Genomic DNA, 26888 nt, shown 5'->3' on the forward strand with positions numbered 1-26888 from the left:
CGGCGTGTCTCAACAGTCCCGGGGGCAACGGGTGGCAAGCCTTCAGGCCGTCAGGTGCTTGTCCCGTGCCATGGAAAGCGGAGGGAGGACAGCCATGGCTTCCTCCAGCCTCTGAACCAGCGCGGAACTTGCTGGGCGCAACGGCAGGCGGTAGATCAGGCCGACGCATTAAATCGATATCAAGAACCGGCGGCGCCGGCAAGGCGCGCTCAGAACGTCTTGGTCAGGGAAGCCCATGCGGTGCCACGGCCCATGTAGCGGCCCTTGGCATTGGTGTACACCGCCTTGTCGGCATTGGTGTCGATGTAGGCCACAGCCAGCGCGAGTCCGTTGCCCAAGTCCTTGGTCAGGCCGAGCTTCCAGTCCACGTACGAGGCATTGGCGACCTGCACCTTCTGGTAACCCACGTGGGCGTTCAGCGTGAGGTCCCAGACATCAAGCGGCACGTTGGCGGTCAGGTCTGCATACCAGCTGTGCTTGCTGTCGGCGAAGCCAAAGAGATTGGTCGGCGCGTACGAGTACTTGAGCGTCACGGGACCGTAGCCCAGGGCCGCGTACACCTCGGTGGTGTATGGGCGCGTGTAGCCGGCCGGATAGTCGCCCGGGTAGTAGTACTGCAGCACGCCGACATCGTAGGTCCAGTCGCCAGCGAACGTATTCTTGTAGCCCCCGTAGAAATCCATCTCGATCGGGGCCGACACCTCGGCATTGCTGTCGCCCAGCCAGCTGATGCTCGAGTTCCAGTTGCCGAGGTAGAAGCCGCTCGCATGGCTGTAGTCGAACCCGCCCTGGATCGCCGGCCGGCGGTTCGTCTGCATCAGCCCGCGGTAGCGGTAGTCGGTAGCCACCGTGACGTTAGTCGTGAAGGTATGCGGGGATGCCTCGGCGTCAGGCTGGGATTGCGCCATGGCGGGCATGGCAGCGAAGACGAGAACGGAAGTTGCGGAACAGGCGAGCAGTGCGGCCGCGGTATGGCGCAGGTCAGTCATTGTTGATGTGACGAGAGTTGATGGAATCCCCCGTTGCCGGGAGCCTCGCCACGATATGGGCTGACGCGTAAAAACGGCATCAAAAGCCGCAGTGCCCGTGTACAGATCCAGTAAAGGTGCCGGGATCCCGCGCAGGCGAGCCAGTGCCGCCGCGCACCTGCGCGGCATCGTCGTTGCACACAGGCGGGACGATCCCGCACGCAGCGAAATCGTCCCGCATCACCGGCACCGTGCTACTGCCGTGCGATGACATCCAATGCAAGGTTCAGCTTCAGGACATTGACGCCTGGATCGCCCAGCACCGGCAGTAGCGGCACGTCCGTGTTGGCGGCAACCAGTTGCTTCACCTGTTCAGTCGGTATCCCCCTGGCGCGCGCGACGCGCGCCACCTGGTATTCGGCGGCCGCAGGGCTGATGTGCGGGTCGAGCCCGCTGCCGGATGCCGTGACCAGGTCCACGGGCACCGGCGCCTGGTTGTCCGGATCCACGGCGCGCAGTGCGTCGAGGCGCGCGCGTGCGGCATCGGTCAACGCCGGGTTGGTAGGACCGAGGTTCGAACCGACCGAAGCCGCTGCGTTATACGGCATCGGCGCCGTGGCCGACAGCCGGCCCCAGAAGTACTTCGGGTCGGAGAACGGCTGGCCGATCAGTTCCGAGCCAAGCGTGCTGCCATCCTTTCCGATCAGCGAGCCGCCGGCCTGATGCGGGAACACGGCCCTGGCGATTGCCGTGATCACGCCGGGATACAGCAGGCCGGTCACCAGCGACAGGCCGACGAACACCACCAGCATTGGCCGCAACAGGCCGCCCTGCACCGGAGCCGGCAACGGCTGCCGGGATTGCACTTGCGTATTCATGAATGCTCCGAATCGTTGGAGAGAAAATCAGACCCAGCCGAACAGGGCCAGGATCATGTCGATCAGCTTGATGCCGGCAAACGGCACCAGGATGCCGCCAACACCGTAGATCAGCAGGTTGCGGCGCAGCAGTACCGCGGCGCCCAGCGGCCGGTAGACCACGCCCTTGAGCGCCAGCGGAATCAGCACGACGATGATCAGCGCGTTGAAGATCACCGCCGACATGATGGCCGACGCCGGCGTGGCCAGCCCCATCACATTAAGCAGGTTGAGCTGCGGATACGTGGTGGCAAACGCCGCGGGAATGATCGCGAAATACTTGGCGATGTCGTTGGCCACGCTGAAGGTCGTCAGCGAGCCGCGCGTCATCAGCATCTGCTTGCCGATCTCGACGATCTCGATCAGCTTGGTCGGGTTGCTGTCCAGGTCCACCATGTTGCCGGCTTCCTTGGCCGCCTGCGTGCCGCTGTTCATCGCCACGGCCACGTCGGCCTGGGCGAGTGCGGGAGCGTCGTTGGTGCCGTCGCCGGTCATCGCGACGAGCCGCCCTTCGGCCTGGTACTGGCGGATCAGCTTGAGCTTGGCCTCCGGCGTGGCTTCGGCCAGGAAGTCGTCGACGCCTGCTTCCGCCGCGATCGAAGCCGCGGTCAGCCGGTTGTCGCCGGTGATCATCACGGTCTTGATGCCCATTTTGCGCAGCTCGCCGAAGCGCTCGCGGATGCCGGTCTTGACGATGTCCTTCAGTTCGATCACGCCCAGCACGCGCACCGAATCGCCGTTGGCGTCGGCAACCACCAGCGGCGTGCTGCCGGCGCGCGCAACCTCGTCGACCGCCTGCAACACCGCGTCTGGGAACTTGCCGGCGCGTTCCGTGACGTACCGGCGCACGGCATCGGCGGCGCCCTTGCGCACGTGGCGTTCGCCGCCGCCGTCGCGCAGGTCCACGCCGCTCATGCGCGTCTGCGCGCTGAATGGCACGAATTCCGGCTTCAGGCTTGCCATCGCCGGCGCGGCCAGCCCGGGCAGCTGGCGTGCCAGTGTGATGATGCTGCGCCCTTCCGGCGTTTCGTCGGCCAGCGACGACAGCCACGCCGCTTCCGCGAGCTGCAATGGCGATACGCCGGGCGCCGGGATAAAGCGCGAGGCCTGGCGGTTGCCATGGGTGATGGTGCCGGTCTTGTCGAGCAGCAGTACGTCCACGTCGCCGGCGGCTTCCACCGCGCGGCCCGAAGTGGCGATCACGTTCGCTTCCATCATCCGGCTCATGCCGGCCACGCCGATCGCGGAAAGCAGCCCGCCGATCGTGGTCGGGATCAGGCACACCAGCAGCGCCACCAGCACGGTGATCGTCACCGGCACGCCCGCCTTGGCCACCAGCACGCTGTAGAGCGAGAACGGCTGCAGCGTGGCCGTGGCCAGCAGCAGGACAACGGTCAACCCGACCAGCAGGATCGTCAGGGCCAGCTCGTTCGGCGTCTTCTGCCGCTTGGCGCCCTCGACCATCGTGATCATGCGGTCGATGAAGCTTTCGCCCGGATTGGTCGTGATGCGCACCACGATCCAGTCGGACAGCACGCGCGTACCTCCGGTCACCGACGAAAAGTCGCCGCCAGACTCGCGGATCACCGGCGCCGATTCGCCGGTGATGGCGCTTTCGTCGACCGAGGCCACGCCGTCGATCACTTCGCCGTCGCCGGGGATCATCTCGCCAGCCTCGACCAGCACTACATCGCCGCGTCGAAGCGCGGTCGCGGGGCGCGCTTCGGTGGCGCTTCCGCGTTTGCCGTCCTTCAGCACGCGTGCGGTCACCGTGGTCTTCAGCCCACGCAGCGCCTCGGCCTGTTGCTTGCTGCGGCCCTCGGCGAGCGCCTCGGCAAAGTTCGCGAACAGCACCGTGAACCACAGCCACACCGATACCGCCAGGATGAAGCCGGCGGATTCGCCGCCCGCTGCCGGCGCCGCCACTGCCTTCAGGAACAGGATGGTCGTCAGGATGCTGCCGGCGTAGACCACGAACATCACCGGGTTGCGCAGCTGGTCGCGCGGCGACAGCTTGCTGAAGGCCGCGATCAGCGCGGGCTTCACCAGCTCCGGCGCGAACATGCTGCGCGCGGGCGGGCGATGATGGTGGGAACCGTGTTGCCGGTCTGACACCGGTGCGCTCTTCACCTGGGGCGTGTTGGAGGACGATGCGCCGGTCCTGTTGGCGCTGCCCTTGGCCACTGGGGCCGTCGATTCATGTTGCATGGTTTCTCCGCAATCCGCTAGAGACAGCGGCACCTGCATTGGCCGGGCCATGCAGGGGCTGAACTGGTGGCAATGCTCGCTATGTCTTCGTCAGTGATCGATCTACTTGGCTGCCGTTGCCGTCACCGCGCCCTGCAGTTGCGCGGCGACTGGACCCAGCGCCAGCGCCGGGACATAGGTCAGCGCGCCGACCAGCAGTACCGTGCCCACCAGCAGCACGACAAACAGCGGGCCGTGCGTCGGCATGGTGCCGCCGCTGGGCGGGATACGCTTCTTGGCCGCCAGCGAGCCGGCCAGCGCCAGGACGGGGATGATGATCCAGAACCTGCCGAACCACATCGCCGCGGCCAACAGCGTGTTGTAGAACGGCGTGTTGGCGGAGAGGCCCGCAAAGGCGCTGCCGTTGTTGTTGGCCGCCGACGAGAGCGCGTACAGGATCTCCGAGAAGCCGTGCGTGCCGGGGTTGAACACACCCGCGCGTCCCGCCTCGGCCATCACCGCCACCGACGTGCCGAGCAGCACCAGCAGCGGCGTGACCAGGATCGCCACGGCCACCATCTTCATCTCATAGGTTTCGATCTTCTTGCCGAGATACTCCGGCGTGCGGCCGATCATCAGCCCGGCGATGAACACCGCCAGCACGGCGTAGACCAGCATGCCGTACAGGCCCGAGCCAACGCCGCCGAACACGACTTCGCCCAGTTGCATCAGCAGCATTGGCACCAGCCCGCCGATGGCGGTGAAGGAGTCATGCATGGCATTGACCGCGCCGCAGGATGCCGCGGTCGTGATGGTGGCGAACAAGGCCGAGGCAGCGATGCCGAAGCGTGTTTCCTTGCCTTCCATATTGCCGCCGGCCTGCAACAGCGAACTGGCATGGTCGAGCGGCAGACCCGACAACGCGGGATTGGCCATCTGCTCTGAGATCGCCGCAACGCAAGCCATCGCCACGAAGAGGACCGTCATGGAGCCCAGCACGGCCACGCCCTGCCGCCTGTCCCCAACCATCTCGCCGAAGGTGAAGCACAGTGCCGCCGGGATCAGGAAGATCGCCAGCATCTCGATGAGGTTGGCCAGGGCATTCGGGTTCTCGAACGGATGCGCCGAGTTGGCATTGAAGAAGCCGCCGCCGTTGGTGCCGAGCATCTTGATGGCTTCCTGCGAGGCCACCGGACCCATTGCCAACGTCTGCTTGTCGGTCTTCAGGTCTTCCGTCACCGGCATGCCTTGCGCATCGAGCACCGGCTGCCCGGCCGCGTCGACCTTCGGCTGGCTGTATTCGACTGGCGTGACCAGGCTCACTTCCTTGTAGGCATCGAAGTTCTGGATCACGCCCTGGCTGACCAGCGCCAGCGCGATCACCGTCGCGATCGGCGCCAGCACGTACAGCGTGACCCGGGTCATGTCGACCCAGAAATTGCCGATGGTGGCGGCGCTCTGGCGCGCAAAGCCGCGAATCAGCGCGAACACCACGGCGATGCCGGTGGCCGCGGACAGGAAGTTCTGCACGGTGAGCGCGAGCATCTGCGCCAGGTAGCCCATGGTCGACTCGCCGGCATAGCCTTGCCAGTTCGTATTGCTGACAAAGCTGATGGCCGTGTTGAAGGCCGAGTCCGGCGTGACCGCGCCAAAACCTTGCGGGTTCAGCGGCAGCATGCCTTGCACGCGCTGCAGCGCATAGACTGCCACCACCCCAAGCAGGTTGAACGCCAGGACGGCGATGGTGTACTGCTTCCACCCCATCCCGGACTCGGCACGCACGCCGCCCAGGCGATACACCAGCCGTTCCAGCGGACGGCCCCAGGCGGTCAGCGAATAATTGCCGTCCTCGACAGCGCGCCGGATATAGCGTCCGAGAAAAGGCGCGCATGCCAGCAGGACGGCGAGATAGAGGACCAGCAGGCCCACGAATTGGGAGGACATCAGAATTTCTCCGGCCGGAACAACGCAATGAGGAGGTAGACAAAAATGGCAACGGCCAGTGCGCCGCTCAACAGATCCGTCCAGCTCATCACAGCCCCCTGTCCGTTGCGCTGTTCTTGCCCAGCACCTGGTGGTGCGAGCCGGCATGTTCGCCGTCCGCGGAAGACTTCGGTGCAAGCACAGCGCAAAGCCCCAGCAGGGCCGCGCTCAGCACTGCAAAGCAGATCAATACGATCAAGTAGATCCCGTCCATGACAAAGCACCTTTGAATGGTTTCGGCTTGCAGCTTAGCGACGGGGTCGTAAAAACCGGGTAGAAAGGTGACGGGTGCGTGTAAAGAACGCATAAAGATTCGTTCGGCCGCGATGGCAACGAAATCGCCTGGCACGCCTACCGTGCCCTTGCGTTGTGCTCGGACTCGATGCACGGGACCAACCCCGGTTGTTTGCGGACCTTGGCGCGCTTGCCGCCCGCTCACTGCTGGCGGCGGCCCTTGCGCCCGCCGCCGCCGCGGTCTCGCCCAGTCGCACCATCAATTCGACGAACGCGCGCAGGTGCAGCGGCTTGTCGGCATCGCGCGGCGCTGCAAAGTGGCGTCCGGCGCTCTCCATCCGGCGTTTGTTGCGGCCAGGCATCAACGCGGCCGTGTAGGAGTAACGCCGGCTCCGCATCAGCGCGCGCCCGACAGCGCAATACGGCCCCGCTGCCTAGACTGAGGGCTACCGCTGCACTGCCGCCACGGTGGCGACGCGCGGTCCCAGCCGCGCCGGGCCCCTCCACTGCCGGCGCGTCCGACAACAACTCTGGAGGTTTTCCATGGATCCGAAACAGCCCGCTCGCCTTCCCAAGATCGTCGGCGCGATTGCCGCCGGCCTGGCAGGCCTCAGCTGTGCCACCGTTTTCGCCCAGACCACGGCCGCGCCCGCGGCACCCCCGGCCGGCGCGCAAGGCGTGCCGCCCGGCATGACCCAGATCGAGCCGCCCAAGGACCCGCTGGTCGAGCGCCGCGAGGCACGCAAGCGCGCCTCCGACGAATACAAGGCGAAGAAGAAGGCCGCCAAGGGCGAGTACAAGGAAGAAGTCGGCGAGGCCAAGCAGGAGCGCAAGGTCGAGAACAAGGCCGCGGACGCCGCGGCCCGCCAGGAAATGGCAGCGCCCAAGCAATAGCGCGATCACGCAAGCCGCGAATGAGATCGATGGCCGGCGCAAGCCGGCCATCTTCTTTCCTGTCTCAACGCGTTCCTACTACTCTGCCCATGTCTGCGCTTCCTGCAGGCTGCGTACTGCCTCCCCGCTCTCGAGTCGCGCGCTTGCAAGTCCACGCTTGCAAGTCCATATTCCGCGCCTAGACTCCATATGGGCAAACCGCGCGCTTGCTTGCGCGGCTTGCAATCCCCGCCATGTCCGCTGTCCGCCCTTCCCGCTGGTTGGCAGGCCTGCTTGTGTCCGGCCTGATGGGCGCGTTCAGTCTTTGCGGACCTGCTGCCGTAGCCCAGCAAAAACCGCCATCGCAGAATCCGCCAGCCGCTGCGTCGGCCCCTGCCGCTACCGCTGCGACAGGCCAGGCAGCTCCCGCGAAGCCGCGCGGACTGAGCCTTGCCAACAAACCCCGTACCGGCGACTTCGACGTGATGCTCAAGAGCCGCGTCATCCGCGTACTGGTGCCATACAGCCGCACGCTTTACTTCAGCGACAAGGGCCGCGAGCGCGGGCTGACCGCGGAGCTGGTGCGTGACTTCGAGCGCTATCTGAACAAGAAGTACGCCGACCAGCTCGGCAAGCGCCCGCTGACCATCATCATCATCCCGACCACGCGCGACCGGCTGCTGCCCGACCTGATGGCGGGGCTTGGCGATATCGCCGCCGGCAACCTGACCGAAACCGAGAGCAGGCTGAAGCAGGTGGACTTCACCGCGCCGCGCGACCGCAAGCCGGTGCGCGAGCTGGTGGTCACCGGGCCGAAGGCGCCGCCGTTGCAGCGCCTCGACGACCTCGCGGGAAAGACCGTGCACGTGCGGCGCGCCAGCAGCTACTTTGAAAGCCTGACCGTGCTGAACGACGGCCTGCGCCACGCCGGCAAGGCGCCGATAAAACTGGTCATGCTGCCCGATGCGCTCGAAGACGAAGACGCGCTCGAGATGCTCAACGCGGGCGTGCTGCAGATCCTGGTGGTCGATGACTGGAAGGCCGCGATGTGGGCGCAGATCCTGCCGAACATCAAGGTACGCGAAGACCTGGCCGTGCGCGAAGGCGGCTATACCGGCTGGGCCTTCCGCAAGAACAGCCCGCAGCTGCGGCAGGCGATCGAAGACTTCTACGTCAATTTCGTCAAGAAACAGGGCGGTGCGGAGTACCGGCTCAAGCAGACCATGCTGCGCATCAAGCAGATCAAGAACAACACCGACGATGCGGAGTACAAGCGCTTCCAGCAGACCATCGCCTTCTTCGAGAAGTACGGCAAGGACTATGGCTTCGACCCGCTGATGCTGGCCGCGCAGGGCTTCCAGGAATCACAGCTGAACCAGGAGGCGCGCAGCCATGTCGGCGCGGTCGGCATCATGCAGATCATGCCGGCCACCGGCAAGGAGCTGAATGTCGGCAATATCCGCATGGCCGAGGCCAACGTCCACGCCGGCGCCAAGTACATGGACCGGCTGATGACGAAGTACTTCCCCGACGCGCATTTCTCGGAAGCGAACCGGCCGCTGTTCGCCTTTGCCAGCTATAACGCCGGGCCGGGCAATATCGCGAAGATGCGCAAGGAAGCGGCGGCGCGGGGACTGGATCCCGACAAGTGGTTCAACAATGTCGAGATCGTGGTGGCGGAGAAGATCGGCATCGAGACCACCACCTATGTGCGCAATATCTTCAAGTACTACGCAGCGTACCGGCTCATGCAGGACATGCAGGCGGCGCGCGATCGGGCGGTCAAGCAGATCCAGAAATAGCGGCTGGCGCGTCCCGCCAGCCGTGGCGGTCCGCGCGGCGCCCGATGCGCTTTGTGCCTGCTTAGTCAGCCAGCCCGCTGGCGTCGATGTAGCCGAGCGCTTCGGTCACGGCGCGCCGCGCCTTGAGCACGTAGCAGACCTTGCGTTCCTGGATCGACAGCGCCAGCACCTCGGCCTGCACCAGTTCCTGGAACAGGTGGCCGGCGCGCGCCAGGCTGACCTGCGCGATGTGGGCCAGGTCGGCCGCGGGCAGCCCGTTCTCGCCCGCATCGAGCAGCGCGCGGCACACGCGGGCCCGCGCGGGCTCCGTCATCAGGGCAAGGGTTAGGGTACTTTCCTGGGTCTCCATGGCCACACCTCGAACGTCCGGCGCGCCGGCCCGGTGCTGCCCGGGACGGCCGCCGCCAGTAGGCAGGGGGGCAGCGGGGCAGCCGGACGGCGCAGTGTCTCCACTTTCTACGCGGCCCGGCGCGCAAACGCAATAGGGTGCAGCCATGCCGGCGCAAACACTGGTGCGGTTACAACAAACGCACCCGCCAGCCGCGTTCGGGGGATGCGCCGGCGCGGCGCCCGGTGCAGGGCGCCACGCCACCCCTTGCGTCAGGCCGGTCAGGCCAGCACGAACGGCAATTGCCGCTGCCGCTTGCCGGTCAGCCGGAACAGCGCATTCGCCACCGCGGGCGCGATCGGCGGCACGCCCGGCTCGCCCAGGCCCGTGGGGTTGTCCTGCGACGGCACGAAGAACACCTCCACCACCGGCGCGTCGGTGATGCGCGGCGGCGGGAAGTCGGTGAAGTTGCTGTTCTTCACGGCGCCATTCTCGATCTCGATGGCAAACCCCGGCTTCGTCATCGCCAGCCCGAACACGCAGCCGCCCTGGATCTGGGCCTCGGCCGACAGCGGGTTGACCACGCGGTTGGCATGCACGCCGGCGGTCACGCGGTGCACGCGCGGCTCGCCCTTCACCAGCGACACGTCGACCACATAGGCCACCACGGTGCTGAACGACTCGTGCACCGCCACGCCCCACGCGTGCCCCTTCGGCAGCTTGCGCTTGCCGTAGCCGGACTTGTCCACCGCCAGCTGCAGCGCGGCACGGTGGCGCGCGTGCTTTTTCTCGTCGAGGCGCGCCAGCCGGAACGCCACCGGGTCCTGCTTCGCCGCGGCGGCGATTTCGTCGGCCAGCGTTTCCTTGACGAAGGCGGTATGCGTGTTGCCGACCGAGCGCCACCACAGCACCGGCACATCCACCTGCGGGTGATGCACCGACATCTGCAGCGGCAGGTCGTAGTCGTTCTCGACGATGCCCTCGGTCATGGTCGCGTCGACGCCGTTCTTGACCATGAACGGTTCGAACGGCGTGCCCTTCAGGATCGACTGCCCGACCACGGTGTGCTGCCAGCCCACCACCTTGCCCTGCGCATCGAAGCCGATGCGCGCGCGGTGCAGGTGCAGCGGACGGTAGTAGCCGCCGCGGATATCGTCCTCGCGGCTCCACATCACCTTGAGCGGCTCGGTGTGTCCCGCGGCCACCCAGGCCTTGAGCACGTTGGCCGCTTCGACGAGGTAGTCGGAAGTCGGCACCGCGCGCCGGCCGAAGCCGCCGCCGGCCATCATGGTATTGAGCACGACCTTGTCGGGCGACAGGGCGAGCGTGCGCGCGATCGCGGCCTGGTCGACGGTCTGGAACTGCGATCCCACCCACACCTTGACCGCCTGCAGCTTGCCGCCCTGCACGTCGGGCTGCAGCGTGCAGTTGAGCGGCTCCATCGGCGCGTGCGCGAGGTAGGGGAAGCGGAAGTCGGCTTCGATCTTGCGCGCGGCACTGTTGATGGCCGCACCAATATCACCCTCGCCCGCGCGCGCCACCGTGCCCGGCTGCGCGGCCAGCCTGGCGTACTCTTCGAACAGCGCCTGCGACGAGACTCTGGAGCCCGCGTCTTCCCACTGGACCTCCAGCGCATCGCGGCCCATCCTGGCCGGCCAGTAGCCGCTGCCGATCACCGCCACGCCGGTGCCGCCGCGGTCCACCGGCACCTGCATCACGCCATGCACGCCCTGCACCGCGCGCGCCTTGTCGGCGTTGAACGACTTCACCTTGCCGCCGAAGCGCGGCGGGCGCGCGACCACGGCCACCACCATCTTGTCGAGCCTGGTGTCGATGCCGAACGGCGTGGTCGCCGCCATCTTGCCGCGCGCGTCCAGCCGCGGCGTGGGCTTGCCGACGATGCGGAACTGCGCCGGGTCCTTCAGCGTGACCCGCTGCGGCACGGGCAGCTCCATCGCGGCGTGCGCCAGGTCGCCGAAGGTGGCGCGGTGGCTGCCTGAGGTCAGCACGCCCTGCTCGACCTTGATGCCGGCCGGATCGACCTGCCACTTCTGCGCGGCGGCAGTCACCAGCATGGCGCGGGCGCGCGCGCCCAGCTCGCGGTACTGCTGGAACGAATGGTTAAGCGCGGTCGAGCCGCCGGTCATCTGCATGCCGAAGGCAGGATCCTTGTACGCGTCGCCCGCGGGTGCCAGCGTTGCGCGCACGTTGCGCCAGTCGGCATCCAGTTCTTCGGCCAGCGCCATTGGCAGCGCGGTATGCACGCCCTGGCCGAATTCGAGCCGGTTCACGGCCACCGTGACGGTGTTGTCGGGCGCGATGATCAGGAACGCCTGCGGCGCCGGTGCCCTGGACCTGCCCGCGTCCTGTGCCTGTGCCTGCGCCAGCGGGGCCACGCCCAGCGCCAGCCCGCCGCCGGCCAGGCCGGTGAGTTTCAGGAAACCGCGTCGGGTGAGCGTGGCTATGCCACCGCCTTGCGCTGCGCCGCAGTTGTCGCCCTGGCCACCCTGGCCGCCGGCCAGTGCTTCAATGCCTCGGATTCGCATGATCGGCTCCTCGTGTTCAGGCCAACGACGCCAGCGCGCGCGCGGCGTCCTTGATCGCCGCGCGGATGCGCTGGTACGTGCCGCAGCGGCACAGGTTGCCGGCCATGGCCTGGTCGATATCGGCGTCGGTGGGGCGCGGCTTGCTGCGCAGCAGGCCGATGGCGCTCATCACCTGCCCGTTCTGGCAGTAGCCGCATTGCGCGACATCGTGCCTGATCCACGCGTCGAGCACGGCGCGGCCGACGCGGTCGGTGTCCACGCCTTCGATGGTGGTAATGCTGGCGCCCGCGGCGGCGGAAACCGGCGTCACGCAGCTGCGCGTCGCCTGGCCGTTGACATGCACGGTGCAGGCGCCGCACGCGGCCACGCCGCAGCCGAACTTGGTGCCGGTCATGTCGAGGTTGTCACGCAGCGCCCACAGCAGCGGCGTGGACGGATCCACGTCGACCGTGCGGGTCTTGCCGTTGACGTTGATGTCGAGGGTGGTCATGGGGGACACTCCTTGGGTACGTTTGCCCACTGGTCATGGCGTGTGCCCGGGCCCGCACGCGGCCCGCGCCAGCAGGGGCCGGCGCAGGGCGAACGCGTGGGGATGCGGGGGCACTGCCCGTGCGCGCGGCGTTGCGCACGGGACAAGTGAGGATAGTGCAATTCCGGTCACCTTGCCGGAGGCCGTGCGCCGGGCTCGGCGCAAACGCGCGTTTTGTCGGGCTTTGCACGAACTTTGTGCATCCTGCCGCGGTCCCTCATGGATTCATCGCTTGCGGATTCCTGCCGCTGAAACAGTGCCGTCGACTATTCCAGAACGCCATCATCCGGTGGCGGGTACGCCAGCACCGCCACGCGCCGTGCAGCCCGCGGCGCGCCCGTGCGGCGCCGAAGCTCCCGCCACGTCCCGCAGCGCTCCTGCCGTCTCTCCTGCCGTCTCTCCTTCCATCGCCCCTTCCATCGCCCGGCTGGACAGCATCCAGGCGCTGCGCGGCCTGGCCGCGGCCTTCGTGGTCGTCTACCACTCCGGCCTGGCGCTGGGCGGCGCCGACGCACCCGTGCTGGACTGGCTGACCGCCAACGTGATCAAGCGCGGCCATGTCGGCGTCGATGTGTTCTTCGTCATCAGCGGCTTCATCATTGCCTGGGTCGCGGTGCTGGCGCGGCCGCGCCCGGAGCGTCCGTTCAGCTTCCTGGTGCGGCGCGCGTTCCGGCTGGCGCCGCCGTACTGGGCCATGTCGGTGCTGCACGCGCTGCTGCTCAACCCGGTGACGCCGGCGCTGTTCGCCGCGTCGCTGGCATTCCTGCCCACCACCACCGCGCATGCGCCCTACTACGGCTATCCGGCGCTGTATGTGGGCTGGTCGCTCAACTACGAGATCGCGTTCTACGCCGCGTTCGCGCTCGGGCTGCTGCTGGCCGGGCGGCGCGCGCTGTGGGTGGTGCTGGCACTGTTCGCGCTGGTGACGCTGGTGCTGCCGTGGTGGCGCTTCGGCACGCTGGTCGCCGATCCCGCGCAGGGCTATCCGTTCGCATCTCCATGGCTGGCGATGGCGAGCAATCCGCTGGTGCTGGAATTCCTGCTCGGCTGCCTGCTCGCGTGGGCCTATGCGCGCTGGCGCCACCTGCTGACGCCGTCGATCGCGCTGGCGATGCTGGCCACCGGCTGCGCGGCGTTCGCGCTGTCGCTGCCGCTGGTCGGCCCGGACTTCAGCCTGGCCGGCCGCGGCCTGCCCGCGGCGCTGCTGCTGGCGGGCGCGGTCGCGGCGGAGCATACCGGCATGCTGCGCGTGCCGCGCGCGCTGGTGTGGCTGGGCGAGCTGTCATACGCGCTCTACCTGGTGCATCCCACGGTGATCGAAGGCGTCAAGCGATTGATGCCCGAACTGACGCCCGACCAGACCGGCCTGCAGCTGCTGCGCTTTGCCATCGACGCCGGGCTGGCGCTGGGCCTGGCGCTGCTGCTGCACCGCTGGGTGGAGCTGCCGGGCATCGCCGCCGGGCGCAGGCTGGCAAGGCAATGAAGCGCGGCAAGCCCGGCCTTAGCGCCGGGGCATGTCGGCGAGGAACAGGTACAGCGCGGTCAGCTCGGTATCGTTCATGCGCCCGAACGAGTCAAACGGCATCACGCGGCTGATCTGCGAGCCGTCGGGCCGCTTGCCGCTGCGCATCATCTCGATAAAGGCCCCAGCCTGGCCATAGCGCGACATGGCGCCGCCCGAGACCGGGCGCAGGTCGGCCGCCGGCGGCCAGTCGGGCGGCGCGCCGGGGATCTTGCCGCCGCTGAAATCGTGTCCGTGGCAGCCCAGGCAGGCATTGGCCACATAGCTGCCGTACTTCGCCGTGGGCGCCGGCACCTGCGCCGGCTGCACCGGCAGGCTGTGGTCGATCTTGGAAGCCGCGTCCCGCACCATGCCCACGCCGTACAGCGCCCGCACCAGCCACGGCAGGTTGACCTCGGCAGGCGCGCCCATGCCTGGCGGCAGGCTGCGCAGGTAGGCCACCAGCGCACTGAGGTCTTCGTCGCTGAGGCGGTTGTAGTCCTCGCTCGGCATGATCAGCAGCGGCCGGCCCGATGGCGCCACGCCATGGCGCACGCTGCGCACCCAGTCCTCGGCGCGGTACGCCGCGATGGCGGGGTTGCCGCGGGTCAGGTCGGGCGCACGCACGCGCAGGCCGTTGGGATCGTCGAACACCTGCTTGCCGCCGGCGCCGGCGCCGTGGCATTCCATGCAGCCGCGCGATTCATAGAGGTATTTGCCGTGGGCGATGGCGGCGGCGTCGTCGCGCAAGGCCAGCGGCGCAACCTGCACCGCCACGGTCCGCGACGCCTTGCGCTCGCCGACCCAGACCGCGGCGTAGGCCGCCACTGCCACGGCGGCGGCCACGCCGGCCAGCCCCCACGCCGCCACTCGCAGAACACGCGCCATCTTCGCTCCCCTGTCCGCCGCACTGGATGCAACAGCTTGCAGCCAGCGGGCAGGGGGCTGTCGGTGGGGCAGGCCACACAGGCACGCGCTTGCCGCGTTCAGGCCAGGCCGGCGGGGGCGCGGTCGATAAAGCCGGTCATGCGCGCCAGCCGGCCGTCGGCGCCGACGGTGGCGAAATCGGTGCCGACCACCAGCGCCGGCTCGCTCGCGGGGCCGAGCTCCCAGGTAAAGCGCAGGTGCTCGCCGTGCGCGTCGACGGGGCTGACGCGGGTGAAGCGGAAACCGGGAAACCTGCCCTGCACCGCCGCGATCATGGCATCGATGCCGGCATGGCCGTCGCCGCGCATCAGCGGATCGACATAGCTGGCCGATTCGGTCCACGCCAGCGCGATCAGCTCGCGGCGGCGCGCGGGGTCGGTTTCGTTCCAGGCGGCAAGGTAGCGGTCGGCGAGGCTGGCGGGATCGGCGGGCATGGCGGCAGCGGTGGACTGCGAGGACGGGACGGCAGCTGACATGGTGTTCTCCTGTGCTGGTTGGGTTTCCGGTCGGCCCGGCTGGCAGGCCATGGCTGCATGATGGATGCCGCCGCGCCGCGCCGCGATTACCCGCGAGGTCATCGCCGGACTGACTCCGCCACCCCGCCCCCGCCCCGCTGCCCTACCAAAAAATCGGCGCGAACACCAGTGGCAACAACGCCCACGGCAGCCCGCTGTCCGGCTTTTGCTCGGGTACCCATCCCCGTTACAGTTGCCGCTACGCTGGGCGGCAGTCCGTCCGCGCGCCTTGCCCCGATCGATTTGCACCGCCCTTTGCTCCGCCCTTTGCACCGCACCCGTCCATGACGCCCGATACGGCCCCGCCGCGCCACCAGGCCGCCACTGTCCATTCCGCCGCGCCGCGCCGCTGGCAGCCGCTGCTGCTCGCCGCTGCCGGCTATTTCGCCCTGGCGGCGGCGGGCCTGTGGCTGGCGCGGCTGCCGGGCAACGTGGCCGCGGTATGGCTGCCCAACGCCTTCGCGCTGGGGCTGCTGCTGCACCGCCCGCGCCGCGAGACGCCGTGGCTGCTGGCCGGCATGCTGGGCGCGAACCTGCTGGCCAACCATGCCGCCGGCGACAGCGCCGCGAGCGCGCTGATGCTGGCCGGCGCCAACCTGGCCGAGATCCTGTGCGCCACCGGCCTGCTGCGGCTGCTCGACCGGCACGCCGGGCTGGTCCGCCACGGGCCGCTGGCATCGTTCGCGGTGATGCTGGCGGTCGCAGGCATCGTCGCGCCGGCGCTGGGCGCCACTGCCGGCGCCGCAGCCATTGTCAAACTGCACGGCACGCCCTTTGCGTCGGTGTGGTGGACCTGGTGGCAGGCCAGCGCGCTGGGCATGGCGCTGCTGCTGCCGATGATGCTGTCGATGACACCGGCGCGCGTGCGCACCGCCTTCGCGCGGCCAGTGCTGGTGCCGCAGGCCGGCCTGCTGGCGCTGTGCCTGGCGATCGGCGCGCTCGCGCAATGGCAGGGCCACGACCCGTTTGCCGCGATGTCGCTGCCGCTGGTGCTGGTGGCGCTGGCGGGCAACCCGTTCGCCACCGCGCTGCTGACGCTGGTGGCGACGCTGTCGCTGCAGGCGCTGATGCTGGTCGGGCACGGCCATGAAGCGGTGCCGCTGTCGGCCGCGGTGATCATGGTGTTCCCGGTCTGCATCGCCTACCTGACCGAACAGAACCGCCATGGCCGCGCCAGCCTGCGCGGCAGCGAGAAGCGCTTCCGCCAGGCCATGGAGCATTCGGCGATCGGCATGGCGCTGGTTGGCATGGACGGCCGCTGGGAGATCGTCAACCGCGCCATGACCGAGCTGCTCGGCTACAGCGGCGAGGAATTGCGCGCCATCACCTTCCAGCAGGTGACCCACCCCGACGACCTGAGCGACGACCTGCGCCAGGCGGCGCTGCTGGTGGACGGCAAGATCGAGTCCTACCGCATGGAGAAGCGCTACCGCCACAAGGATGGCCAGTACCGCTGGGCGCTGCTGGCGGTCTCTCTGGTGCGCGACGAAGACACCGGCGCGCCGCTGCACTACATCGCCCAGGTGGAAGACATCCATGCGCGCAAGCTGGTGCAGGAAGAGCTGGAACGGCTGTCGCGCCGCATCCAGCTGGCGGTGGAAGCCGGCGGTGTCGGCATCTGGGAATGGGACTTCGGCAGTACCGCCATCACCTGGGATGCGCGCATGCATGCGCTGCACGGCACCGATCCCGCGCAGGGCACGCCGCAGGCCGAGCAGTGGATCGCCATGCTGCACCCCGAAGACGTCAGCCGCGTCAGCACCGAGATGCGCCAGGCCATTCGCGGCGCCGCGCCGTTCGACACCGAATACCGGATCCTGCGTCCCGGCGGCGCGGTGCGCCATGTGCGCGCCATGGCCACGGTCACGCGCGGCGCCGACGGCATCGCGCACGCACTGGTCGGCACCAACTGGGACATCACCGAGCAGCGCCGCCTGACCGAGGCGCTGTTCGAAGAGAAAGAGCGACTGCATATCACGCTGCGTTCGATCGGCGACGCGGTGATCTGCACCGACGCCAATATGCACGTCACCTTCATGAACCCGATCGCCGAGCAGCTGACCGGCTGGACCATGTGCAGCGCCGGCGGATTGCCGCTGGAGCAGGTCTTCCGCATCGTCGACGAAGCCAGCGGCGACCCGATCCCCAGCCCGGTCGAATCGTGCCTGCGTACGCTGACGCCTGCCTACCTGCAGGACGGCGCGGTGCTGCAGAGCCTGACCGGAGAACGCCACGACGTACAGGACTCCGCCGCGCCGGTGCTGACCGCCGCCGGCGAGGTGCTGGGCGCGGTGCTGGTGTTCCAGGACATCACCACCGCGCGCGCGCTGCAGCGCGAGCTGGCGCGCTCGGCCATGCACGACGCGCTCACCGGCCTGCCCAACCGCACCTGGTTCGAAAAGCGCCTGCGCGAGGCCTGCGACGCCGCGCGGCTGCATGGCCACCGCGCCGCGCTGTGCTTCATCGACCTGGACCGCTTCAAGATCGTCAACGACACCGCCGGCCACGGCGCCGGCGACGTGCTGCTGCGCGAGCTGGGCTACCTGATCCGCAACCACGTGCGCCCCGACGACCTGCTGGCGCGCCTCGGTGGCGACGAGTTCGCGCTGCTGCTCAAGGACTGCACCGTGGACCAGGCCGAGCAGGTCTGCCAGGGCGTGATCGACGCGATCCGCGGCCGCCGCTTCCCGTGGGAAGGTCGGGTCTATGACGTCGGCGCCAGCATCGGCATCGCCGCGATCGACCTCGACGTGCCGCCCGTCAGCGAATTGATGAGCCGCGCCGACGTTGCCTGCTACGCCGCCAAGGCCGCCGGCCGCAGCCGGGTCTCGGTCTACCGGCGCGACGAGAGCGACGCGCGCCGCCACCATCGCGAACTGGAAGTCGCCGCGGGCATCCACTCGGCGCTCGAAGCCAACCGCTTCCGCCTGTTCGCGCAGGAGATCCGCGCGCTGCAGCCTGCCGGCGCGGGCCGCGGCGAATCCCGCCACATCGAGATCCTGGTGCGCATGGTCGACGAGAGCGGGGACATGATCCTGCCCGGCGCCTTCATTCCCGCCGCCGAGCGCTACGACCTGATGGGCCATGTCGACCGCTGGGTCATCCACAACGTGCTGCACGGCTACGGCGAGCGGCTGCGTGCGGTGCCGGGGCTGTCGGTGTCGATCAACCTGTCGGCCAACTCGCTGGGCGAGCCGTTCCTGCTGCCCTTCCTGCATGCCGAGCTGGACGCCAGCGCGCTGCCCGCCAGCCGCATCCGGCTGGAGATCACCGAGACGGCGCTGATCAACAACATGGCGGCGGCCAACCGGCTGGTGTCGGAGATGAAGCGCGCGGGCTGCACCGTGTCGCTCGACGACTTTGGCTCGGGGCTGTCGTCGTTTGCCTACCTGAAGCAGTTCCCGGTCGATTTCCTGAAGATCGACGGCAGCTTTATCCGCCAGCTGGCGGACAACGCCGTCGACCGCGAGATCGTCAGCTCGATCAACGACATCGGCCACCGGCTCGGCGTGAAGACCGTGGCGGAGTGGGTGGAGGATGAGCGCACGCTCGAAGCGCTGCGCGCGATCGGCGTCGACTTCGCGCAGGGCTATGCGATCGGGCGGCCGACGCCGCTCGATGCGTTCCTGCAGGCGTGCGGGCCGCGCGGCGTCGAACAACGCCAGGGGGCGTGATACATTCGGCGGCTGTCGCCACCCGGGGGAAACCGTTGCCGCTCGAATCCACGCCGGCGCCGCTCTATGCGCGCGTCAAGCAACACATCAGCAGCAGGATTGCTGACGGCAGCTGGCCGCCTCACCATCGGGTGCCCTCCGAGGCCGAGCTGGTCGAAGCGCTGGGCGTCAGCCGCATGACCGTGCATCGGGCGCTGCGGGAACTGACGGCGGAGGGGATGCTGGTGCGGCTGCAGGGGGTTGGGACCTTTGTTGCGGAGCCCAAGCTGCGGACCGCGCTTTATGCGGTCAACAATATTGCGGATGACATTGCTGCTCGGGGGCATCGGCATCATGCGCGGGTGGTCAGCGTACAGGAGGAACGCGCCGGCGCGGCGCAGGCTGCTGCGCTGGATGTGCCGCTGGAGCAGCGCGTGTTTCACTCGGTCATCGTGCACTACGAAGACGATGTCGCGATCCAGCTGGAAGACCGCTACGTCAATGCCGCCGTCGCGCCGGATTACCTGGAGCAGGACTTCTCGCGCGAAACGCCCTACCAATACCTGACGCGCGTCGCGCCGCTGACCGAAGGTGAGCACGTGGTGGAGGCGGTGCTGGCGCATCCGGAGGAATGCGGGTTGCTGGACATCGACAAGGGTGAGCCGTGTTTGCTGATCCGTAGACGGACATGGTCGGCGGGGCGGGTTGTGACGTCGGTCAGGCTGGTGCATCCGGGGTCGTTGCACCGGTTGGAAGGTCGGTTCACTTCATAGCCCGGCCCCGCGATCCGCATCCTGTCCTGAGAGTTTCGGCGCAGCGCAGGCTAATGCGCAGGCCGCGCGGCCAGCCCCAAACGCTCGGCGAGCGCGAGCAGGCGACGATCCCGCGTCCATAGCGCACTGCCGGGCGTCAATCGGGTGGCGGCCAGCAGATGCGCATCCACGTAGCCAATCCCTATCCCGTAAAGCTTCTGGTCATCGATCATCCGGTCGACTTCGTCGTCCGTCGCCACGACGGCGCCTGGCAAATCACGCAAAGCGCCCAGCACCTCGTCCCGCTGCCGCAGGCTACCCAGCGCGATCTCGCCGATCACAAACGGATGCACCAGGACCCGGCTGGCGTCGAGCAAAGCCGCTAGTGCCGCGTCGCCGGTACGCAGATGGTCGATCCATACCGAAGTGTCGACCAGGATCATGCCGGCTCCGGGCGGCGGCGCGGCGCGGATTCCAGGTCGGGCTCGGTACCGCCGAGACGGCTTAGGCGCCGCGCGCTTTCGCGCTCGATCAGTGCCCGTAGCGCTTCGCGCACGAGCGAGGATTTTTCTGACAGGCCCGTCAGGGCCTGGGCCTTGCGCAGCAAATCATCGTCCAGGGCAAGCGTGGTACGCATGGAAACCTCCGTTAAGCATCTTGCATCTATTTTAGCATCAATCAATGCCTGAATTCGTGCCCGCCAGCGTCAGCTTCTTACGAAGGCTCGCCGGCAACATCACATGGCATTAGCCCGGCAGCCGAAGTTCCACATTGGCTCATCTACGGGATAACCCCGATTCATCCGTACCTGTATATACAAGAATATACATGCCTATGCGTCGCAATAAAAAGCGACACCCAAAGGCAAAGCACAGAGACACCGAAGGAGCCGTCCAAATGACCACCACCCGCTTCCGCGACACCGAAATCCGCGCCCCGCACGGCACCAAGCTCACCGCCAAGAGCTGGCTGACCGAAGCGCCCCTGCGCATGCTGATGAACAACCTCGACCCCGAGGTCGCGGAGAATCCAAAGGAACTGGTGGTCTACGGCGGCATCGGCCGCGCCGCCCGCAACTGGGAATGCTATGACCGCATCGTCGAAGCCCTGACCCGCCTGGAAGACGACCAGACCCTGCTGGTCCAGTCCGGCAAGCCGGTCGGCGTGTTCCAGACCCACCGCGACGCCCCCCGTGTGCTGATCGCCAACTCCAACCTGGTCCCCCACTGGGCCAACTGGGAACACTTCAACGAACTCGACGCCAAAGGCCTGGCCATGTACGGCCAGATGACCGCCGGCAGCTGGATCTACATCGGCAGCCAGGGCATCGTGCAGGGCACGTATGAAACCTTTGTCGAAGCCGGCCGCCAGCACTACAACGGCGAGCTGAAGGGCCGCTGGGTGCTGACCGCGGGCCTGGGCGGCATGGGCGGCGCGCAGCCGCTGGCCGCGACGCTGGCCGGCGCCTGCTCGCTCAATATCGAATGCCAGCAGAGCCGCATCGATTTCCGCCTGAAGACCCGCTACGTCGACGAGCAGGCCACCGACCTGGACGACGCGCTGGCCCGCATCGACCGCTACACCTCGCAGGGCAAGGCGATCTCGATCGCGCTGTGCGCCAATGCCGCCGAAGTGCTGCCCGAACTGGTGCGCCGCGGCGTGCGCCCCGATATGGTCACCGACCAGACCAGCGCGCACGACCCGCTCAACGGCTACCTGCCCGCCGGCTGGACCTGGGACGAATACCGCGAGCGCGCGCAGCGCGAGCCGGCCGTTGTGGTGAAGGCCGCCAAGGCCTCGATGGCCGCGCATGTGCAGGCCATGCTGGATTTCCAGAAGCTGGGCGTGCCGACCTTCGACTATGGCAACAACATCCGCCAGATGGCCAAGGAAGAAGGCGTGGCGAACGCCTTCGACTTCCCCGGCTTCGTGCCCGCGTACATCCGCCCGCTGTTCTGCCGCGGTATCGGCCCGTTCCGCTGGGCCGCGCTGTCGGGCGATCCGCAGGACATCTACAAGACCGACGCCAAGGTCAAGGAACTGATCCCCGATGACGAGCACCTGCACCGCTGGCTCGACATGGCGCGCGAGCGCATCAGCTTCCAGGGCCTGCCGGCGCGGATCTGCTGGGTCGGCCTGGGCCTGCGCGCCAAGCTGGGCCTGGCGTTCAACGAGATGGTCCGCAGCGGCGAGCTGTCGGCGCCGGTCGTGATCGGCCGCGACCACCTGGACTCGGGCTCGGTCGCCAGCCCGAATCGCGAGACCGAGGCCATGCAGGACGGCTCGGACGCCGTGTCCGACTGGCCGCTGCTGAACGCGCTGCTGAACACCGCCAGCGGCGCCACCTGGGTGTCGCTGCACCACGGCGGCGGCGTGGGCATGGGCTTCTCGCAGCATTCCGGCGTGGTGATCGTGTGCGACGGCACCGATGAAGCCGCCGCGCGCATCGCCCGCGTGCTGCACAACGACCCCGCCACCGGCGTGATGCGCCATGCCGACGCCGGCTACCAGATCGCTGTCGACTGCGCCCGCGAGCAGGGGCTGGACCTGCCGATGCTGCGTAACGAATCGCGCGGCTGATCCCGGCCGACAGGCCACTACAGGCCACTACAGGCCACCAAGAGCCGTCTTACCGGCCGGGGCGCCACGCGCGCATCCGGCCGTCGCCATACCCTTCACGGAGACACCATGTCCATCGACACCACCGCCGGCGTGGCGGTCGCGGCGCCGCAGCCGCCGCTGTCGCGCACGCGTGCCATTGCCGCCATCACCATCGGCAACGGCCTCGAGTTCTACGATTTCGTGGTCTACAGCTTCTTTGCCACGCTGATCGGCCGGCTCTACTTCCCTGTCGACAATCCCACCGGCCAGTTGCTGATGTCGTTCGCCACCTTTGGCGTCGGCTTCCTGATGCGACCGCTCGGCGGCCTGCTGATCGGCATGTACGCCGACCGCGCCGGCCGCAAGCCGGCTGTCGCGCTGACGCTGTGGCTGATGGGCCTGAGCTCGCTGATCTTCGTGGTCACGCCGCCGTACGCGCAGATCGGCATCCTCGCGCCGATCATGGTGGTGATCGCGCGGCTGGTGCAGGGCTTCGCCATCGGCGGCGAGATGGGCGCCTCCACCGCGCTGCTGCTCGAATACGCCGACGACCGCACGCGCGGCTTCTATACCGCCTGGCAGCCGTTCAGCCAGGGCCTGGCAGCGCTGCTGGGCGCGATCACCGGCCTGGTGCTGAGCAACGTGCTGGCACCGGCCGACCTTGAAGCGTGGGGCTGGCGCCTGGCCTTCCTGATCGGCATTCTGGTGATCCCGGTCGGCCTGCTGATCCGCCGCCGGCTGGAAGAAACCGCCGCGCCCGCGCGCCACGGCGAGCACGCCGCGCAATGGCCGCTGCTGCGCCGGCATGGGCGCGAGGTGATTGCCAGCATCCTGCTGATGATCGGCCTGGCCTCGTCCACCTACATCGTCGTCTACTACATCAGCAACTACGCCGTGAGCGTGCTGAAGATGCCGCTGTCGCTGAGCATCTGGGCCGCGTGCATCGCGGCGCTGGTGCAGGTGGCGCTGTCGCCGTTCGCCGGCCGGCTGGCCGACCGCATCGGCCGCAAGGCCGTGGTGCTGTGGTCGCGCGTGGCGCTGCTGGTGATGGTCTACCCCGCGTTCGTGCTGATCAATGCCGAGCCGTCGCTGGCGCGCCTGCTGCTGGTGGTGGGCTGCCTGTCGGTGCCGATGTCGATGACCGCGCCGGCGTCGATGGTGCTGGTCAGCGAGGTGCTGCCGCAGCGCCTGCGCGCCACCGGCCTGTCGATCGCCTATTGCGTGGCGATCGCGATCTTCGGCGGCTTCGCGCAGTATTTCTCGACCCGGCTGATCCAGATCACCGGTGACGCAAATGCCCCGGCGCTGTACGTGATCGGCTGCGGCCTGGTTTCGCTGATCGGCCTGGCGATGGTGCCCGAAACCCTGGGACGCCGCCTCAAATGAGCGGCCTGGCCGAACTCGTGCAGGCCGGCGACACGGTCTGGCGCGGCCGGCGCGATGCCGGCGAGGCGGGCGATACCCGCCGCCTGTTCGAAATCGTCGCCGGCCGTCACACTCCGCGCACGCCTGGCGTGCCGGTGCTGCTGGGCTTCTGCTGCGATGCCGGCGTGCTGCGCAACCAGGGCCGCCCCGGCGCCGCCGGCGGCCCGCGCGAGATCCGCCGCGCGCTGGCGGGCGTGCCGGCCCATGGCATCGGCCGCCTGATCGACGGCGGCGACATCCATTGCGAAGGCGATGCGCTGGAAGACGCGCAGCGGCGGCTGGGCCAGGCCGTCGCCGCCGAGCTGGCGGTGGGCGCCTGGCCGCTGGTGCTTGGCGGCGGCCACGAGGTGGCCTGGGGCACCTGGCAGGGCCTGCGCACGCACCTGGACGCGCACGGCGACCGCGGCCGCGTGCTGGTGGTCAACCTGGACGCGCACTTCGACCTGCGCGGCAGCCGGCCCGCCAGCTCGGGCACGCCCTTCGACCAGATCGCCATCGACTGCCAGCGCCGCGGCCTGCGCTTCGACTACGCCTGCCTGGGCGTGAGCCGGCTCGGCAATACGGCCGCGCTGTTCGCGCGCGCCAGCACGCTAGGGGTGCGGTATGTGGAGGATGTGGACCTGCAGGAGCGCCACCTCGACGCACGGCTGGCCGCGCTGGATGAATGGGTGGCGGAGGCCGACCATGTCTACCTGACGATCGACCTCGACGTGCTGCCCGCCGCGGTGATGCCCGCCGTGTCGGCACCGGCGGCCTACGGCGTGCCCTTGCCGGTGGTCGAAGCCATCGCCACGCGGCTGCGCGACAGCGGCAAACTGCGCGTGGCGGATATCGCGGAATTCAATCCGCTGTATGACCGGGATGGGTGTGGGGCGCGGGTGGCGGCAAGGTTGTGCTATCGGTTATTGGGCGGCTGAAACGCGCCCAACAAAACATCGAGCTGGCCTGAGCAAGGTGCACCCATACCGCCCGAACTAGCCTAAGCAAGGTGCACCCAAGCCGCTCGAACCAGCCTGAACAAGGTGTTCTCCCTCTCCCCTCATGGGGAGAGGGTTGGAGAGGGGTGGGCTAGCTAGGTACCACATCAAGCAAGGCCTCGGTTTTAACCCACAGGCCTCAGCCTTTGACCCTCCTGCCCTCTCCCCCAACCTCTCTTCCGCAAGCGGGAGAGGGCAGCAAACCGGCGGCAATTCAAACCCCTTCCGCCCCTCCAAATCCTCGGGTTTACACCTACATCACCGTTCGGATTCCCGAACACCACTCCGCGCCGCCCATCCGGATCTCCGAATCGTGCGCCGGAGTCACTTCAATTTCTCCTTTGAATTCAACGGGTTGCACAACCCGAAAGACCCCTCTCACCTGGCACGCCGCGTGCAATATAGGCCGCCGCTAACAGCGCCCAGACAGGTCGGCCGGCACGTTTCCCAGCGCGCCGGCCCCGCCAAAAAACAAAGGAGGAAACACATGACTGACCCCGCCTTGCCCACCCCCCCTCTCGCCGCCCCGGCGACCCGCTGGCACCTGTTGCCGCGCTGAAAAAAACCGCATGGCCGGTGCGGCGCCCTCAAAAGCCCTCCAGCCATCCCGCAATACCGACGTCCGACCCTGTCCGCGGGGAACGGACGCACAGGCCTGATCCACGATGAAACTGAATCGACTGCCCACCCTGATCTTCATTGCGATGCTGCTAGGCGTGCTGGCCGGCACCGCCGCGCACAACATGGCGCCGGACGCCGACACCGCCAAATCGATTGCGAACCACCTGTCCATCCTGACCGACATCTTCCTGCGGATGATCAAGATGATCATCGCGCCGCTGGTGTTCGCCACGCTGGTGACCGGCATCGCCAGCATGGGCGACGGCCGCGCCGTTGGCCGCATCGGCACGAAGGCGATGATGTGGTTCATCGGCGCCTCGGTCACCTCGCTGCTGCTGGGGCTGGTGATGGCCAACGTGCTGCACCCCGGCCACGGCATGAACCTGCCGCTGCCGGCCGCGGACGCCACCTCGAACCTGAAGACCGGCGCCCTGAACCTGCGCGACTTCATCGCCCACATGTTCCCCAAGAGCTTCGCCGAGGCGATGGCGCACAACGAGATCCTGCAGATCGTGGTGTTCTCGCTGTTCTTCGGCTTTGCGCTGGGTACCGTCAAGGACGGCGTGGGCAAGCCGGTGCTGCAAGGCATCGAGGGCTTGGCCGACGTGATGCTGAAGGTCACCAACTACGTGATGGCGTTCGCGCCGGTGGGCGTGTTCGGCGCAATCGCGGCGGTGATCACCGCGCAGGGCCTGGGCGTGCTGGTCGTGTACGCGAAGCTGATTGGCAGCCTGTACCTGGCGCTGGCGCTGCTGTGGGTGGCGCTGATCGCCGGCGGCTACTACTTCCTGGGCCGTGACGTGTTCCGCCTGCTCAAGCAGATGCGCGCGCCGCTGATGATCGGCTTCGCCACCGCCAGCAGCGAGTCGGCCTACCCGAAGGTGATCGACCAGCTGACCCGTTTCGGCGTCAAGGAGCGCATCACCAACTTCGTGCTGCCGCTGGGCTATTCGTTCAACCTGGACGGCTCGATCATGTACACCTCGTTCGCCGCGCTGTTCGTGGCCCAGGTGTATGGCATCGAGCTGTCGCTCTCCCAGCAGATCACCATGCTGCTGGTCCTGCTTGTCACCAGCAAGGGCATCGCCGGCGTGCCGCGCGCCTCGCTGGTGGTGGTCGCCGCCGTGCTGCCGATGTTCGGCCTGCCGGAGGCCGGCATCCTGCTGGTGCTCGGCATCGACCACGTACTCGACATGGGTCGCACCGTGACCAATGTGCTCGGCAATGCCATTGCCACCGCCGTCGTCGCCAAAAGCGAAGGCGCCATCGGCGCGCCGGTACTGTCCGACGAGGATGAACCCGTCGTCGCGGATACCACCACCAGCCTGGCATCGGTCCAGGCCGTGGCGGGCAAGTAATACAGCCTGCCAGGCGTGCCAGGGCCCGGTTGCCGACAAGGCAACCGGGCCTTTTTGCATCCATGACGCGGGCACGGTAGCGCCGGTGTGGTAAAAGTAGGCACCCGCGCCGCCCTGGTCTCCGAAAAGACTGCCATGGATCACTGTCCCGCCGGCGCGGCCGCTTCGCCCTTGCCTGACCAGACTTCCTG

General features: G+C 68.0%; 22 protein-coding genes. 9 read left to right on the forward strand and 13 right to left on the reverse strand.

Features of this window, described 5'->3' with window-relative positions:
- Positions 1-209: 209 nt before the first annotated feature.
- The 6 genes from IPF36_RS28780 to IPF36_RS28805 form a co-directional block, all read right to left on the reverse strand.
- Positions 210-989, reverse strand: a complete 780-nt coding sequence (locus IPF36_RS28780) for a TorF family putative porin (RefSeq protein ID WP_195431705.1) — start codon at positions 987-989, stop codon at positions 210-212.
- A 233-nt stretch (positions 990-1222) separates the two neighbouring features.
- Positions 1223-1846, reverse strand: coding sequence for a potassium-transporting ATPase subunit KdpC (gene kdpC / locus IPF36_RS28785; protein WP_195431706.1), 624 nt, complete (start codon positions 1844-1846; stop codon positions 1223-1225).
- Between the two features lie 27 nt (positions 1847-1873).
- Complete coding sequence (kdpB, locus tag IPF36_RS28790) at positions 1874-4093, reverse strand: potassium-transporting ATPase subunit KdpB (RefSeq protein WP_195431707.1); 2220 nt, start codon at positions 4091-4093, stop codon at positions 1874-1876.
- Between the two features lie 102 nt (positions 4094-4195).
- The gene (gene kdpA / locus IPF36_RS28795; protein ID WP_195431708.1) at positions 4196-6016 is read right to left on the reverse strand and encodes a potassium-transporting ATPase subunit KdpA; all 1821 of its coding nucleotides are present in this window, start codon (positions 6014-6016) and stop codon (positions 4196-4198) included.
- Positions 6016-6105 (reverse strand): K(+)-transporting ATPase subunit F, encoded by a 90-nt coding sequence (gene kdpF / locus IPF36_RS35185; RefSeq protein WP_012352274.1) that lies wholly within the window; start codon positions 6103-6105, stop codon positions 6016-6018. The genes kdpA and kdpF overlap by 1 nt, the downstream gene beginning before the upstream one ends.
- A complete protein-coding gene (locus tag IPF36_RS28805; protein WP_195431709.1) occupies positions 6105-6269 on the reverse strand; it encodes a hypothetical protein in 165 nt (54 codons plus the stop codon). The genes kdpF and IPF36_RS28805 overlap by 1 nt, the downstream gene beginning before the upstream one ends.
- 563 nt (positions 6270-6832) lie before the next feature.
- On the opposite strand from IPF36_RS28805, the gene IPF36_RS28810 reads away from it, so the two are divergent.
- Both IPF36_RS28810 and IPF36_RS28815 read left to right on the forward strand, forming a co-directional pair.
- Positions 6833-7183 carry a hypothetical protein gene (locus tag IPF36_RS28810; RefSeq protein ID WP_133093932.1) on the forward strand — a complete coding sequence of 117 codons (351 nt, stop codon included), beginning with the start codon at positions 6833-6835 and terminating at the stop codon, positions 7181-7183.
- Between the two features lie 233 nt (positions 7184-7416).
- Positions 7417-8964 (forward strand): transporter substrate-binding domain-containing protein, encoded by a 1548-nt coding sequence (locus IPF36_RS28815; RefSeq protein WP_133093931.1) that lies wholly within the window; start codon positions 7417-7419, stop codon positions 8962-8964.
- Between the two features lie 61 nt (positions 8965-9025).
- Here the strand turns inward: IPF36_RS28815 and IPF36_RS28820 are convergent, their stop codons facing one another.
- The 3 genes from IPF36_RS28820 to IPF36_RS28830 all read right to left on the reverse strand — a co-directional run bounded on the left by IPF36_RS28820 (position 9026) and on the right by IPF36_RS28830 (position 12328).
- The gene (locus IPF36_RS28820; RefSeq protein WP_133093930.1) at positions 9026-9313 is read right to left on the reverse strand and encodes an ArsR family transcriptional regulator; all 288 of its coding nucleotides are present in this window, start codon (positions 9311-9313) and stop codon (positions 9026-9028) included.
- Between the two features lie 260 nt (positions 9314-9573).
- Complete coding sequence (locus IPF36_RS28825; RefSeq protein WP_135704675.1) at positions 9574-11838, reverse strand: xanthine dehydrogenase family protein molybdopterin-binding subunit; 2265 nt, start codon at positions 11836-11838, stop codon at positions 9574-9576.
- Between the two features lie 16 nt (positions 11839-11854).
- Entirely contained in the window at positions 11855-12328 is a 474-nt protein-coding gene (locus IPF36_RS28830; protein WP_133093928.1) for a (2Fe-2S)-binding protein, read from the reverse strand.
- 445 nt (positions 12329-12773) lie between these two features.
- Here IPF36_RS28830 and IPF36_RS28835 point away from each other — a divergent pair, with 445 nt between their 5' ends.
- Positions 12774-13850: an acyltransferase gene (locus IPF36_RS28835; protein WP_135706215.1), complete on the forward strand. Its 1077-nt coding sequence runs from the start codon at positions 12774-12776 to the stop codon at positions 13848-13850.
- Between the two features lie 18 nt (positions 13851-13868).
- Here IPF36_RS28835 and IPF36_RS28840 read toward each other — a convergent pair whose 3' ends face one another.
- Entirely contained in the window at positions 13869-14756 is an 888-nt protein-coding gene (locus IPF36_RS28840) for a cytochrome c (RefSeq protein WP_135704674.1), read from the reverse strand.
- 98 nt (positions 14757-14854) lie between these two features.
- Positions 14855-15229, reverse strand: a complete 375-nt coding sequence (locus IPF36_RS28845) for a nuclear transport factor 2 family protein (protein ID WP_133094225.1) — start codon at positions 15227-15229, stop codon at positions 14855-14857.
- A gap of 365 nt (positions 15230-15594) precedes the next feature.
- Here IPF36_RS28845 and IPF36_RS28850 point away from each other — a divergent pair, with 365 nt between their 5' ends.
- Positions 15595-18984 (forward strand): diguanylate cyclase, encoded by a 3390-nt coding sequence (locus IPF36_RS28850; RefSeq protein WP_135704672.1) that lies wholly within the window; start codon positions 15595-15597, stop codon positions 18982-18984.
- 35 nt (positions 18985-19019) lie between these two features.
- Positions 19020-19736: a histidine utilization repressor gene (gene hutC, locus IPF36_RS28855; RefSeq protein WP_135704670.1), complete on the forward strand. Its 717-nt coding sequence runs from the start codon at positions 19020-19022 to the stop codon at positions 19734-19736.
- Between the two features lie 50 nt (positions 19737-19786).
- Here hutC and IPF36_RS28860 read toward each other — a convergent pair whose 3' ends face one another.
- Positions 19787-20158 (reverse strand): type II toxin-antitoxin system VapC family toxin, encoded by a 372-nt coding sequence (locus tag IPF36_RS28860; protein ID WP_135704668.1) that lies wholly within the window; start codon positions 20156-20158, stop codon positions 19787-19789.
- Positions 20155-20352, reverse strand: coding sequence for a type II toxin-antitoxin system VapB family antitoxin (locus tag IPF36_RS28865; RefSeq protein ID WP_133093923.1), 198 nt, complete (start codon positions 20350-20352; stop codon positions 20155-20157). The genes IPF36_RS28860 and IPF36_RS28865 overlap by 4 nt, the downstream gene beginning before the upstream one ends.
- Before the next feature lie 260 nt (positions 20353-20612).
- Here IPF36_RS28865 and hutU point away from each other — a divergent pair, with 260 nt between their 5' ends.
- The 4 genes from hutU to IPF36_RS28885 all read left to right on the forward strand — a co-directional run bounded on the left by hutU (position 20613) and on the right by IPF36_RS28885 (position 26697).
- Positions 20613-22295 (forward strand): urocanate hydratase, encoded by a 1683-nt coding sequence (hutU, locus tag IPF36_RS28870; RefSeq protein WP_135704666.1) that lies wholly within the window; start codon positions 20613-20615, stop codon positions 22293-22295.
- Positions 22296-22403: 108 nt separating this feature from the next.
- A complete protein-coding gene (locus IPF36_RS28875) occupies positions 22404-23702 on the forward strand; it encodes an MFS transporter (protein WP_133093921.1) in 1299 nt (432 codons plus the stop codon).
- Positions 23699-24658, forward strand: a complete 960-nt coding sequence (hutG, locus tag IPF36_RS28880) for a formimidoylglutamase (RefSeq protein ID WP_135704664.1) — start codon at positions 23699-23701, stop codon at positions 24656-24658. The genes IPF36_RS28875 and hutG overlap by 4 nt, the downstream gene beginning before the upstream one ends.
- A gap of 725 nt (positions 24659-25383) precedes the next feature.
- The gene (locus tag IPF36_RS28885; protein WP_133093919.1) at positions 25384-26697 is read left to right on the forward strand and encodes a dicarboxylate/amino acid:cation symporter; all 1314 of its coding nucleotides are present in this window, start codon (positions 25384-25386) and stop codon (positions 26695-26697) included.
- The last annotated feature ends 191 nt before the right edge of the window (positions 26698-26888 follow it).

Source organism: Cupriavidus sp. IK-TO18 (assembly GCF_015549295.1).
GTDB lineage: Bacteria > Pseudomonadota > Gammaproteobacteria > Burkholderiales > Burkholderiaceae > Cupriavidus > Cupriavidus oxalaticus_A.